Origin of the sequence: uncultured Devosia sp. (assembly GCF_913055165.1) — a bacterium.
Taxonomy (GTDB): domain Bacteria; phylum Pseudomonadota; class Alphaproteobacteria; order Rhizobiales; family Devosiaceae; genus Devosia.
The window spans coordinates 1-11,935 of sequence record NZ_CAJXJS010000020.1 but is presented as its reverse complement, the minus strand read 5'-3'; the positions used below and the strand labels follow the sequence as shown (position 1 = coordinate 11,935).

The following is an 11,935-nucleotide window of genomic DNA, read 5'->3' as shown; positions in this document are numbered from 1 at the left end:
TCATCTGGAGTGAATGATGCAGGTTCTTGAACTGGTTTGTTTCCGCCTCGCCGATAATGATGCGACCAGCTTTCTCGCCGCCAATGAGGCGGTCAATGCATGGGCGCAGAGCCAGCCCGGCTTTGTCAGTCGTACACTGACCGAGGCCGAGGACGGCGAGTGGACCGACATGGTCATCTGGTCCGGAGAGGCGGAGGCCAAAGCTGCGGCAGCCGAGATGAACCGGGTGATGGGCCAGTTTCCGGCCATGATGATGATCGATCCGGCAAGCATTGTCATGCGGCACAGCACCATCCGCTTGGCGGCGTAAGAATGGACGATCTCGACCGGCTGTTGCAGCCACTGCCAGAAAAGATCGGCGGGCTCTGCCGGTCGGTCGTCTCCCAGCTCGCCGCCATGCCGGACCTGTCTGGCACCGTCAAATTCGGCTGGCGCTCTATCAATTTCCGGCACGCGCGGGCCGGTCTTATCTGTGCGGTGTTTCCGCATGAGGACCGGGTCGCGATCTATTTTGAACAGGGCCGGCTGCTCGAGGACCCGGAAGGACTGCTTGAGGGTGATCACCTCAAGAAGGGTCGTTTTATGCGCCTTTGTCCCGGCGACGCTGTGCCGGAGGCCGGATTGGCGATGCTGGTCGGGGAGGCTATCGCACTTTCCTCCGGGCCGGACCTACGTAGAAGCCGATAGGGTTTTGTTAACCATGATATTTACCGCCAAAGGGTCTGATCGGAGCTGAAGCTGGGCTTTGACGGAACGAGGGTGGCATGCAGGAAACACTTCAGCAAAGGCTCGATTTTCTCGGGCTCGGTGCAGATGTGGAGGCGCGGCTCGCCCCCCTATCAGCCCTGATCGAACCCCAGGTGGAGCAGGCCCTGCAGCGGTTTCAGGCGCAATTGGCGACGACGCCCAGCGCCGCGCGCTTCCTCTATGGCCGCGACCGTATCGAGGCCAATGGCGATGGCCTGGCCGAGCATTGGCGGGCCCTGGCTTCGGGACGGTTTGACCGGCAATTTGCCGAGGCCGCGACCCGGATGGGGCAGCGCCACGCGCGGATCGGGCTTGAACCGCGCTGGCATGTGGGCAGCTATGCGAGCCTGGTGGATAGCCTGGTCAGGGGCATGCTGCAGGCGGGAATGGTGTCGGTGCTCAAGACTCGCCGCCCGGCGCTGAGGCTGTTCGGTGGCGCGGACGACAGCCGGATGGTGCAGGCGGTGGATGCCCTGGCGGATGGGCTGGTGGCTCTTCTTTGCGGCATCCTGCTCGATATCGATCTCAGCATGTCTGGCTATCTGGGCAAATTGCGCGAGGAGGGGCTGAATGCCGTCGAAGCCCAGCGTCAGCGCCTGCGTGCCACGATCAGCAAGGCCGGGCGGATGCTGGAACTGGCTGCGGAGGGCCAGCGTGACCCAGATGCCGCAGCGGCAATGGACCCCGAGCTGGCGCCGATCCAGGAGGGGGCAGGGCGGCTGGCTGACAAGGTCCTCACCCTCATCGCCGATCTCGAATCTGCTAGCGCCGCGACACGGCATATCGCCGGTCGCGCGGTGGAGGGGGGCAGGGCGATGCTGTCCGGCCAGGATGAGCGGGTGGCGGCGGCCACTGCCCTGGCCGAAGCCCTGGTGGCGGCGAACGAGCTTGCACAGGATACCGGGGTGACCGCTGAGCTGGAGCGCAGAGTCCGGACGCAGTCCCGGCAGCGCGGGGGAGCCAAGAAATCAGCGGCTGGTGCAGCGCAAGCGTTGTCGGCGCTGCAGGCTGAGCTGGAGACTCTCGCCGCCCTTGCCGAGCAGGTCGAGGGTCTGCAGCTCAATGTGCAACTGGCGACCGCTCAGGAAGGGGGCGGGGCGTTGCAGGCGCTGGGTGCAGGGCTGACCGGGCTCGCCGGTCAGTTGCACGGCGTGCGCACCCGGCTTGACCACCAGAGCCAAGTGCTGGACCGCGCGATGACCCGGCTCAGTGCGACCGTGGAGGGTGCCGACAGCACCAGCGATGTCGTTGGACTGCTGCGCACCCAAGGCGCGGCGCTGGCGGACGCCGCATTGGCGGCCGAGCAATTGCGCCACGACCTTACCGGCGACCTGGCGCAACGGCAGGCCGCCATGGCCGGCCTGCGTGAGGCGCTGGAAGGCGCCGAAGCGCTTGCCGATCTGGCCGCTGCCTTCGCACCGGACTGCGCAGACGAGGTGGATGCGGCGCCCTGCCTGGTCCAGGACCAGGCGGCGCTGGCGGCGCATTGGCATGTTGGTTAGGGGGACCGGCTTGCCCTTTCTCCATGTGACAGGCAAGAAGGCGCCAGCTCGCAAGGGAGACGGATGGCATGGCGCGCATTGGACTGGTGGCCCACGACGACAAGAAGGACGATCTCTGCCGCTGGGCCGAGGCGCACAGGGACAGGCTCGGCCTGCATGAACTCTGGGGCACCGGCACCACTGGCAGCCGCGTCAAGGCTGCGACCGGGCTCGATGTGCATCTGCTCAAGAGCGGCCCCCTGGGCGGCGACCAGCAATTGGGGGCGATGATCTGCGAGGGACGGCTGGATGTCCTCATCTTCTTTATCGACCCGCTTTCGGCCCAGCCGCATGATGTCGATGTCAAGGCGCTGACGCGGCTGGCCACACTCTATGATGTGCCGCTGGCCAACAACAAATCCACAGCAGACGCCGTGCTCGCTGCCGTCCCGAACCCAGCAGAAGGTTGATATTGGGGCGCTCTTGTGAGCAGATGCCGCAAAATTGCCCGGATTGAACCGGGCACACAGGCATTCAGGAACAACCGGGGCGAAATTCAGCTTGTCCTCAGACTTGGTCATAGACGTTCGCAACGTCTCAAAACGCTTTGGCGGGCTTACCGCCGTCAATAATTGCTCCTTGTCGGTCCGTCGCGGCTCGATCACCGGGCTGATCGGCCCCAATGGCGCGGGCAAGTCCACCCTGTTCAACATGGTGGCGGGCAATATCGTCCCTGATGAGGGGCAGGTGATCTTTGACGGAGAAGACGTCACCGGCCTGCCGCCACACCAGCTGTTCCGCATCGGCATGCTGCGCACCTTCCAGATCGCGCATGAATTTTCGCAGATGACGGCGCTGGAAAACCTGATGATGGTGCCGGGCGACCAGCCAGGCGAGCATCTGGTTGATGTCTGGTTCCGCCCCGGCCTGGTCAAGAGCCGCGAAACCGAGGTGCGCAAGAAGGCGCTGGACGTCATCGATTTCTTGAAACTCGGCCATGTGCGCGACGAATTGGCGGGCAATCTCTCGGGCGGCCAGAAGAAGCTGCTCGAACTGGGGCGCACCATGATGGTCGATGCCAAGGTGGTGCTGCTCGACGAGGTGGCGGCGGGCGTCAACAAGACCCTCCTCAATGACCTGGCCGGCAATATCGAGCGCATGAACCGCGAACTGGGCTACACCTTCTTCGTCATCGAACACGATATGGACCTGATTGGCCGGCTCTGTGATCCGGTGATCGTGATGGCGCAGGGCGAAAAGATCGCTGAAGGCCCGATGGCCGAAATTCGCGCCAACCCGGCCATCGTCGAAGCCTATTTCGGCACCCCGGTGGAGGCCGACACTTGATGCGGGTCTCCTTGTCCGAAAACCGGTTCCCACTTTTCGGGGAGACCCGTTGATGCCACTGATCGAACTCAAACACGTCGTCGGCGGCTATGGCGGCGCGCCCATTCTCAATGGTGTCAACATCGCCATCGAGAAGAGCGATATCGGGGTAATTGTCGGACCCAATGGTGCCGGCAAATCGACCACGCTCAAGGCCATTTTCGGGCTGCTCAAAGTCACTGGCGGCACCATCGATTTCGGCGGCGAGAATATTGCCAATTCACTGCCCGACAGGCTGGTGCCCAAGGGCCTGAGCTTCGTGCCGCAGGAAAAGAACGTCTTCACCTCGATGAGTGTCGAGGAAAATCTGGAGATGGGTGCCTTCACCCGCAAGGACGATTTCAAGGGCACCATGGACTGGGTCTACCAGATGTTCCCAGTTCTCGCCGAGAAGCGCCGCCAGCCGGCTGGCGAGTTGTCCGGTGGCCAGCGCCAGATGGTGGCCATGGGCCGGGCGCTGATGAGCAAGCCGAGCCTGCTCATGCTAGACGAGCCATCTGCAGGGCTGTCGCCGCGCTATGTGATCGAGATTTTCGAGACCATTCAGCGCGTCAACAAGGAAGGTGTGGGGATCTTGATGGTCGAGCAGAATGCGCGCCAGGCGCTAGCCTTTGCCACCAAGGGCTTTGTGCTTGCGGGCGGGCAGAACCGCTATACCGGCACCGGGGCCGAGCTGATCGCCGACCCTGAAGTCGCCAAGTCTTTCCTCGGGGGCTGAGCCGTGACCGAAATTGTCTTCTTCATCAATCAGGTGGTCATTTCCGGCCTGGTGCTGGGCTGCATTTATGCGTTGGGGGCCATCGGCATCACGCTGATCTTCGGCATTCTGCGCTTTGCCCATTTCGCCCATTCCGAGCTGATGACCGGCGGCGCTTTCATCGCCTTCCTGCTCGCCTCGGCCTTTGCCGCCTGGGGGATCGTCACGCCCATACCGACCGGTTTCGTGGTGCTGCCCATTGCCATGGTGCTGGCCGCCATTCTGGCGCTGGGGATCGACAAGGGCTTTTATGCGCCGCTCAGGAAGCGCGGCGCCAAGCCGGTGACGCTGCTGATCGCCTCGATCGGCGTGACGCTGATGATCCAGGGGCTTATCCGCCTGTTCTTTGGTGCGGGCTCCTATTCCTTCTTCGAGACCGAAACCAAGGAAATCTTCCGCATTGATACTTCGACCATCGGCTCGACCCGGCCGCTGGTGATCACCGAGCCGCAAGTGCTGATGATCGTGGTGACGCTGGTTTCCGTCATTGCGCTGCACTTCTTCCTCACCCGCTCGCGGCTGGGCAAGGCGATGCGCGCCATGGCCGACAATGCCGATCTGGCACAGGTTTCCGGTATCAATACCGCGCTCGTGGTGCGGGTCACCTGGGTGATTGCCGGGGCGCTGGCCTGCATGGCCGGCACCATGCTGGCGCTGGATGTGACACTCAAGCCCGACCTGGCCTTCAACATCATCCTGCCCATCTTTGCCGCTGCCATTGTCGGCGGGTTGGGCCAGGCCTATGGCGCCATTGCCGGTGGTCTGCTGATTGGCTTTGCCGAGACATTGGCCGTGTTCAACTGGACCATGCTGTTCCGGCCGCTCAATGCGGTGCTGCCTGACTGGCTGCAATTGCCGGCGCAACTGGCGCTGGTGCCCACCGAATACAAGCTTACCGTGGCCTTCGTCATTCTCGTCGTGACCCTGCTTGTCCGACCCACCGGTATCTTCAAGGGAGCCTCGTCATGATCCAGCGTTCCCTTGCCCTGTTCGGCGGGTTGTTCGTCCTTATCCTGGTCATCGGCTGGGTGATGGGCCTGCCCTTCACATCCTCGCGCCTGGTGGAAGCGGCTGCCTATGCGCTGATCGCGCTCGGGCTCAATATCCAGTGGGGCTATGGCGGGCTCTTCAATTTCGGCATCATGGGCTTTCTCATGGTGGGCGGCGCCGCCGTCACCTTCATCTCCTATCCGGTCAATCCCGAGTTCTGGGGGTCGGACGGTCCGATGATGCTGGGCCGGGCGTTGTTCGCCTTTGCAATCGGCGCGCTGATCGTCCTGGCCGCACGGCAGGCCCATCGCATTGGCATTACCGGCAAATGGAAAGGCGCGCTGACCGTTTTGGCCTGGTTCATCGCCTATGTGCTTTATCGCAGCCAGCTCGATCCGGCGGCAGCCTATATCGAGAGCGCTGGTGGCGGCTGGGTCGGCGGCCTGGGCGCCCATCCGGTTCTCGGCTGGGTCTTTGGCGGTGTCCTGGCGGCCGGCATCGCCTATATCGTGGGCAAGATCTGCCTGGGCCTTCGCACCGACTATCTCGCCATTGCCACGATCGGCATTTCGGAAATCATCCGCGCGCTGATCAAGAACATGGATTGGCTGACCCGCGGCACGCTCACCGTCTCACCCATTCCCTGGCCGACGCCACTGCCGCAGGATTACCAGGCCGGCGGCATGGATATTGCCGGCTCGCTGATTGCCGCCCGCGCCGGCTATTTCCTCCTGGCGCTGGTGGTTTTGGGGCTCGTCATGTGGCTGATCTCGCGGGCCTATGCCGGCCCCTGGGGCCGGATGATGCGCGCCATCCGCGACAATCACATCGCCGCCTCCTCCATGGGCAAGAATGTCACCGCGCGGCAGCTGGAAATCTTCGTCTTCGGCTCGGTGCTGATGGGCATTGGCGGGGCCATGCTGGTCAGCTTCGTGCAGATCTTCGATCCGTCCAGCTATCAGCCGATCAACCACACTTTCCTCATCTGGGTCATGGTGATCGTCGGCGGCGCCGGCAATAATTGGGGGGCGCTGTTCGGTGCGGTGCTGCTCTGGCTGGTCTGGGTGGTGTCCGAGCCGCTTTCCAAGGCCGTGTTCGACTTCGTCAGCTATTGGTCGACCAATGCCGGCTGGGGCGCCATTCCCGAAATCGAAGCCCGTTCGGCCCAGATGCGCGTCTTCGTGCTGGGTCTGGTGATCACCATTGCCTTGCGGTTCGCGCCCAAGGGATTGATACCGGAAGTGGTGAAGCGGGAGGATGCGCGCGGCTAGCGCTGCGCCGTCATCCAGAGCCATTGAGTGGGCAGCGCATCAAAACCGCTGCCCATTGTCGTTTCGAGCGCCATGTCGGTCCAACCGGCCGTTCGGTAGACGGCCGTCAACCCCTCAGCAGTTGGGTAGTTATAATAGCGGCCAATGCCGTCACGGCCTTCGCCGCTTCCGGCCTTGAAGCTGGCGACGAACACCCCGCCCGGTCGTATTGCGCGCCGCACACGGGCAAGTATGTTGGGCAGATCGGTAGTGGGCACGTGCAACAGACTGGCGCAGGCCCAGACGCCGTCATACTCGGCCTCGGCGTCCAATTGCTCAAACCGCATCACCCTTGTCCGTGCGCCCAAGCGCGTTTGCGCCTCGGCCACAAGTTCAGGCGTGCCGTCAGTGGCATCGACGTCAAACCCCTGCGCCAGCATGTGTTCGGCATCCATGCCATTGCCGCAGCCAAGTTCGAGGATACGAGCGGCAGCGGGCAGAGCGGCGAGGAAAGACCGTAGCCTTTCGCCCGTCGGTCGGGTGCGATGCAGGGCATAGGTCGCTGCGTTGTCGGCGTAGAAGCGCAAGGTGTCGTCGTCGGTCATGGCTACTCCTCTGAAAGAAAAGGCCCGGGATTGCTCCCGGGCCTCTGCGTTCAGTTCAGTACTCGATCCAACTTACTGGATCAGGCCCTTCTCAACGAAGGTACCGCCTTCAACGGCCAGTTCGACGATGATGCCGTCCACGTCGCCGGCTTCGTCGAAGTCCAGCGCGCCGCCGGCGCCTTCATAGTTGATGTCGGTGCCAGCCGCGATCAGTTCCTTGGCCTTGGCCCATTCACCCGGACGGATGATTTCGCCCGGAGCCGAGGCGACGTCACGCAGGGCGGCAGAGAGGCCATCGCGCGAGGCCGAACCGTTCTTCTCGATGGCCAGGGCCATCAGGAAGGCAGCGTCATAAGCCTGCGGGGCATAGGTGGCATTGGCCTGGAAGCTGTCGCTGGCAAAGCCGTTGTAGATATCAACCGATTCACCGCTCGGCGCACCGGCGCGGGTGGCGATCAGGCCTTCGACGGCCGAAGCGTCGATACCATTGAGCAGGTCGTCACCGACCATGCCGTCACCACCGACATAGGTGGTGAAGTTGCCGCTCTCGACAGCCTGGCGCAGGATGGTGTTACCCGAAGCGTTGGCATAGGCGAGGATGACCAGGTTCTGGCTGGCAACGAGGTTGCCCAGCTCGGCGCGGTAGTCGGCCTTGCCTTCTTCGTGGGCCAAATTGGCGGCAATGGTGCCACCACCGGCTTCGTAGGCGGCGGCCAGCGCGTCGGCAAAGCCCTTGCCGTAGTCGTTGTTCACATAGGTGATGGCGATGTCGTTGACGCCCTTGGCAAGCAGCAGGTTGGCCAGCTTGACGCCCTGGAGCGCGTCGGACGGGGTGGTGCGGTAGACAAGGTCATTGTCTTCCAGCGTGGTCAGCGCCGGGGCCGAAGAGGCCGGGGAGATGAAGACCACATTGCCCGAGAGGCCCGAGCCGTTGAAGGCGCCGATGGTTTCGCCGGTGCAGAGCGCGCCGACCACGCCGGTGACGTTGTCGGTGTTGATCAGGCGGTCGGCGGCAGCGGCAGCGGCGGTGGCGTCGCAGGCACCGTCGGCGGACAGAATGGTGAGCTCACCACCCAGGATGCCGCCCTGCTCGTTCACCTGGTCCACAACCAGCTCGGCGCCGGCAAAGATCGGCGGGGTCAACGATTCGATCGGGCCGGTAAAGCCGCCGATGAAACCGATGGTGGCGCCGCTGTCCTGGGCCAGGGCCGGAGCGGCCATGGTCAGGGTGGTGGCGGCGACCGCCAGGGTCAGGGTTTTCTTGAACATAGACGTCCCTCTGTTTGCTGTTGGGCGCCGGGTGGCCTTGCTGGCCTCGCTTCTTGCGGCGCGACAACGGTCAAGGGGGCGCAAGACGCGCCCCGCTGGGACCGGACTGTTGCACATTCCGGGCTTGCGTGTCACCGGGGTTTGCGCGCCAAATCCATGAGGCTGGCCGGTTGCTTAACGGGCCGTGCTTGGGCAAGACTGCCGGCTCATTCCTGCATGGCCCGGGAGGCAGAATGCAATTGCAACGGCTCCTCTTTGCCCTCGTTTGCCTCGCCCTGATGGCGACGCCGGTCCTGGCGCAGATCACCGTGCTTGATCAGGCGCAGGATGCGGGGTCGGGCGGGCAAGCCGCGCCGGTGCCCCCGGCAGAACCGCCGCCGCCCTGTGGCACAAGGCCTATTTCGATCGCCCGCATGAGCTGGCCGTCCGCAGCCCTGCTGGCGGAAATTCACGCACGCATTCTGGCTGCCGAGTTCGATTGCGACGTCCGGGTGGTGCAGGGCGACCAGGCGGCGACGGCTTCGTCCATGGGCTCGATCGGCCAGCCGCAGGTGGCGCCCGAATTGTGGATCAACCGTATCGCCGATCTCTGGAACGGTGCCATGGAAGGGCAGATGGTGCGCAGCGCTGCGCCGAGCTATGGCACCAGCCAGTTCGAAGGCTGGTACATGCCCTCGACGCTGGCCGACAGCTTTGCCACCCCGCCAGACGCTGCCGGCCTGGCCGCCGCGCTGCTGCAACTGCAAGATCAGCTGCCGCTGCGCTTCATTTCCTGCCCGCCCGACTGGGCCTGTGCGATCATCAACAAAAACCTGATCAGTGCGCACGGCTTGTCCGGGCTGGTCGACCTGGTCGAGCCGGCCAACCGGCTGGAGATGGACCGGCTGATCGCCGAGGCTCTCAACCGCCGCGAACCGTTCCTGTTCTATTATTGGCAGCCCAATGCCATTCTGGCGCAGCTCGACTTCGTGCCCATCGAGATGGGCGCCTATGAAGAGAGTGCCGCGCAGTGCCTGGCCGATCGCATCTGCGCCGATCCACAGCCCTCAGCCTTCCCGCCGGACAATGTGGTGATCGCGCTGGTCGAAAGGGTCTTTACCGAAACGCCCCTGATCGCCGGTTATTTCCAGCGCGCCAGCCTGCCGCTGGCCGAGATGAACGCGATGCTGGCGCAGCTCAATGCCCCCGGTGCGACCATCGAAAGCATCGCTGACCGCTTCGTGGCCGAGAGAGCCGAAATCTGGGGTGGCTGGCCCGGCCCCAGGCCCTGATGCCGCGCCGTCAGTTCAGATTTTTTTCGACTTGAGAATAGTCCAATTTCTACATGGAGGCTGCTTTTCCAATCAAGAAAAGTGGTCGATTCAGTTTTTGAGCAGGAAGAGCCAGTCTCCCTGGTCAAGAAGAGGCAGTCTGGAAGGTCTGTTATTGGGCAAATAGTGGCGGATTTGACACACAATTCTGCCATCTTTAAGGTCCGTCTCATCCCACAACCGCAGGAGCAGACCTGATGATTTTGAAATCCGGTGGCATTGCCGCCGTGATCGCTGTCGCCTTTTTGTCCGCCGGCAGCCTTCCGGCCGTCGCTCAGGACGCCGGTGCCACCGAATGCGGCACCGATCGCACCATCGATATCGCCGAGATGTCCTGGCCCTCCGCTGCAGCCCTGGCGCATATTCATGCGACGATCCTGGAACAAGGATATGGTTGTGACGTCGAGATCGTGGCCGGCGACACCGTCCCGACCTCTTCGTCCATGATGACCCGCGGAACCCCGGCGGTGGCGCCGGAGCTGTGGACCAGCGCCATTGAGGATGCCTGGGCCGACGCCATTGCCGATGGCACTGTGGTGCAGCTCGCCGACGCCATCACCGATGGCACCGTGGAAGGCTGGTTCATCCCGCAATATACCCAGGACGCCAATCCGGACCTGACCACGGCCGAAGCCGTGATCGCGCGGCCGGACCTGTTCCCCGATCCGGAGGAGCCCAGCCAGGGCCGCCTTTATTCCTGCCCGCCGGGCTGGGCCTGCGAATTGTCGACGTCGGCACTGTTCGAAGCCTTCGACATGGACGAGACCTGGAACCTGTTCTCGCCCGGTTCGGGCGGCGCGCTTGACGCCTCGATTGCCCGTGCCTTCACCCGCGAAGAGCCGATCCTGTTCTACTATTGGGGTCCCACGGCCATTCTGGGTAAGTATCCGGCCGTGCAGCTCGATATCGGTGAGACCGATATGGAGGTCTATCAGTGCAACACCAATCCCGATTGTGAAGAGCCGGCCGGCGTGACCGCCTATCCGTCCAGCCCTGCCGTGATCGGTGCAGCGGCGTGGATTCAGGAAGATGCTCCGGTGGTTGCCGAGTACTTCTCCAAGGTTGGCCTGACCAATGCGCAGATCTCCGAGCTTCTGGTCTATGGCGATGAAAACCAGGCCGATGCCGAGGAAACCGCCGAGAATTTCCTCAAGACCAAGCAGGATGTGTGGACCCAGTGGGTTCCGGCCGACGTGGCCGACAAGGTGCTGGCCGCGATTGGCTAGCATCAGTCCCTGACTTTCCTCACAGCGGCCGGGTTCCGACCCGGCCGTTTTGTGCGTCCGATCCCCAAACCAACCCGGGCTGCTTTCGGGATCGCACGCCAAGACCGGTCCTCTTTTGAGAAAGAGCCAAGATGTTTCCAGAACTGATCGATACCCGCCCCTGGCGCCGCGCCATCGATGATGGCCTGAATTGGGTCGTGCGCAATTGGGGCGACGAATTCGAGGCGGCGGCCTATCCGCTGCTGATGCTGCTCAACTTCATTGAAGACGTGCTCATCGCCACCCCCTGGTGGCTGATCATGGGCCTGCTGGTCGGCATTGCCTGGCTGGCCACGCGCCGCTGGCAATTGCCGGTGATCGTGTTGTTCTCGCTGTTCTTCCTGGGCATCATGGAACTGTGGGAAGACGCCATGGCCACCACCGCGCTGATGATCGCGGCGACCATTACGGCCATCATCTTTTCCATTCCGCTGGGCGTGTGGATGAGCCGCTCGGCGCGGGTGCGGCAGGTGGTGACCCCGCTGCTCGACCTGATGCAGACCATGCCCAGCTTCGTCTATCTGATCCCCACGGTGATGATCTTCGGGCCGGGCAAGATTCCGGCGCTGATCGCGACCATCGTCTACGCGGCGCCGCCCCTGGTGCGCCTCACCGATCTGGGGCTGCGCTCGGTCGACCCGGCGGTCATGGAAGCCAGCCGCGCTTTTGGCACCACGCCGAGCCAGCGTCTGTTTGGCGTTCAGATCCCACTTTCGCTGCCAACTATCCTGGCCGGGGTCAACCAGACCACCATGATGGCGCTGGCCATGGTGGTGATCGCCTCGATGATCGGTGCCGGGGGCCTGGGCTATCAGGTGCTGCAGGGCATTGGACGGCTCGAGGTCAGCCGTGGCCTCTTTGCAGGCCTGGGAATT

General features: G+C 63.4%; 13 protein-coding genes. 11 read left to right on the top strand and 2 right to left on the bottom strand.

Going from position 1 to position 11,935, the window contains the following annotated elements; all coding sequences use genetic code 11:
• The first annotated feature begins 16 nt into the window (after window positions 1–16).
• The 8 genes from QZ564_RS08630 (at window position 17) to QZ564_RS08595 (ending at window position 6,632) form a co-directional block, all read left to right on the top strand.
• A complete protein-coding gene (locus QZ564_RS08630) occupies window positions 17–310 on the top strand; it encodes a hypothetical protein (RefSeq protein WP_297107916.1) in 294 nt (97 codons plus the stop codon).
• A 2-nt stretch (window positions 311–312) separates the two neighbouring features.
• Window positions 313–687: a DUF1801 domain-containing protein gene (locus QZ564_RS08625; RefSeq protein ID WP_297107914.1), complete on the top strand. Its 375-nt coding sequence runs from the start codon at window positions 313–315 to the stop codon at window positions 685–687.
• A 77-nt stretch (window positions 688–764) separates the two neighbouring features.
• Window positions 765–2,249 (top strand): protoglobin domain-containing protein, encoded by a 1,485-nt coding sequence (locus QZ564_RS08620; RefSeq protein WP_297107912.1) that lies wholly within the window; start codon window positions 765–767, stop codon window positions 2,247–2,249.
• A 68-nt stretch (window positions 2,250–2,317) separates the two neighbouring features.
• Window positions 2,318–2,698 carry a methylglyoxal synthase gene (locus QZ564_RS08615; RefSeq protein WP_297107910.1) on the top strand — a complete coding sequence of 127 codons (381 nt, stop codon included), beginning with the start codon at window positions 2,318–2,320 and terminating at the stop codon, window positions 2,696–2,698.
• Window positions 2,699–2,789: 91 nt separating this feature from the next.
• Window positions 2,790–3,575: an ABC transporter ATP-binding protein gene (locus tag QZ564_RS08610; RefSeq protein WP_297107865.1), complete on the top strand. Its 786-nt coding sequence runs from the start codon at window positions 2,790–2,792 to the stop codon at window positions 3,573–3,575.
• Between the two features lie 52 nt (window positions 3,576–3,627).
• Window positions 3,628–4,332, top strand: coding sequence for an ABC transporter ATP-binding protein (locus tag QZ564_RS08605; RefSeq protein ID WP_297107862.1), 705 nt, complete (start codon window positions 3,628–3,630; stop codon window positions 4,330–4,332).
• Between the two features lie 3 nt (window positions 4,333–4,335).
• The gene (locus tag QZ564_RS08600) at window positions 4,336–5,340 is read left to right on the top strand and encodes a branched-chain amino acid ABC transporter permease (RefSeq protein WP_297107860.1); all 1,005 of its coding nucleotides are present in this window, start codon (window positions 4,336–4,338) and stop codon (window positions 5,338–5,340) included.
• Window positions 5,337–6,632, top strand: coding sequence for a branched-chain amino acid ABC transporter permease (locus QZ564_RS08595; RefSeq protein ID WP_297107856.1), 1,296 nt, complete (start codon window positions 5,337–5,339; stop codon window positions 6,630–6,632). Before QZ564_RS08600 ends, QZ564_RS08595 begins: the two co-directional genes overlap by 4 nt.
• Here QZ564_RS08595 and QZ564_RS08590 read toward each other — a convergent pair.
• A complete protein-coding gene (locus QZ564_RS08590) occupies window positions 6,629–7,216 on the bottom strand; it encodes a class I SAM-dependent methyltransferase (protein WP_297107853.1) in 588 nt (195 codons plus the stop codon). The two genes, QZ564_RS08595 and QZ564_RS08590, sit on opposite strands and share 4 nt — an antisense overlap.
• Window positions 7,217–7,288: 72 nt before the next feature.
• The gene (locus tag QZ564_RS08585) at window positions 7,289–8,485 is read right to left on the bottom strand and encodes an ABC transporter substrate-binding protein (protein ID WP_297107851.1); all 1,197 of its coding nucleotides are present in this window, start codon (window positions 8,483–8,485) and stop codon (window positions 7,289–7,291) included.
• Between the two features lie 233 nt (window positions 8,486–8,718).
• Between QZ564_RS08585 and QZ564_RS08580 the strand changes: the two genes are divergently transcribed.
• The 3 genes from QZ564_RS08580 to QZ564_RS08570 all read left to right on the top strand — a co-directional run.
• Window positions 8,719–9,756: a glycine betaine ABC transporter substrate-binding protein gene (locus QZ564_RS08580; protein WP_297107847.1), complete on the top strand. Its 1,038-nt coding sequence runs from the start codon at window positions 8,719–8,721 to the stop codon at window positions 9,754–9,756.
• 236 nt (window positions 9,757–9,992) lie between these two features.
• On the top strand, window positions 9,993–11,021 hold the full coding sequence (locus QZ564_RS08575) for an ABC transporter substrate-binding protein (RefSeq protein ID WP_297107844.1): 1,029 nt from the start codon (window positions 9,993–9,995) through the stop codon (window positions 11,019–11,021).
• 131 nt (window positions 11,022–11,152) lie between these two features.
• A partial coding sequence (locus tag QZ564_RS08570; protein ID WP_297107841.1) for an ABC transporter permease subunit occupies window positions 11,153–11,935 on the top strand: 783 nt, incomplete at its 3' end.

Bases quoted from the DNA above. Each gene is read 5' to 3' on its own strand.
- QZ564_RS08590 (WP_297107853.1), bottom strand. From the start codon at position 7,216: ATGACCGACGACGACACCTTGCGCTTCTACGCCGACAACGCAGCGACC.
- QZ564_RS08575 (WP_297107844.1), top strand. From the start codon at position 9,993: ATGATTTTGAAATCCGGTGGCATTGCCGCCGTGATCGCTGTCGCCTTT.
- QZ564_RS08580 (WP_297107847.1), top strand. From the start codon at position 8,719: ATGCAATTGCAACGGCTCCTCTTTGCCCTCGTTTGCCTCGCCCTGATG.
- QZ564_RS08595 (WP_297107856.1), top strand. From the start codon at position 5,337: ATGATCCAGCGTTCCCTTGCCCTGTTCGGCGGGTTGTTCGTCCTTATC.
- QZ564_RS08630 (WP_297107916.1), top strand. From the start codon at position 17: ATGCAGGTTCTTGAACTGGTTTGTTTCCGCCTCGCCGATAATGATGCG.
- QZ564_RS08605 (WP_297107862.1), top strand. From the start codon at position 3,628: ATGCCACTGATCGAACTCAAACACGTCGTCGGCGGCTATGGCGGCGCG.
- QZ564_RS08585 (WP_297107851.1), bottom strand. From the start codon at position 8,485: ATGTTCAAGAAAACCCTGACCCTGGCGGTCGCCGCCACCACCCTGACC.
- QZ564_RS08615 (WP_297107910.1), top strand. From the start codon at position 2,318: ATGGCGCGCATTGGACTGGTGGCCCACGACGACAAGAAGGACGATCTC.
- QZ564_RS08625 (WP_297107914.1), top strand. From the start codon at position 313: ATGGACGATCTCGACCGGCTGTTGCAGCCACTGCCAGAAAAGATCGGC.
- QZ564_RS08620 (WP_297107912.1), top strand. From the start codon at position 765: ATGCAGGAAACACTTCAGCAAAGGCTCGATTTTCTCGGGCTCGGTGCA.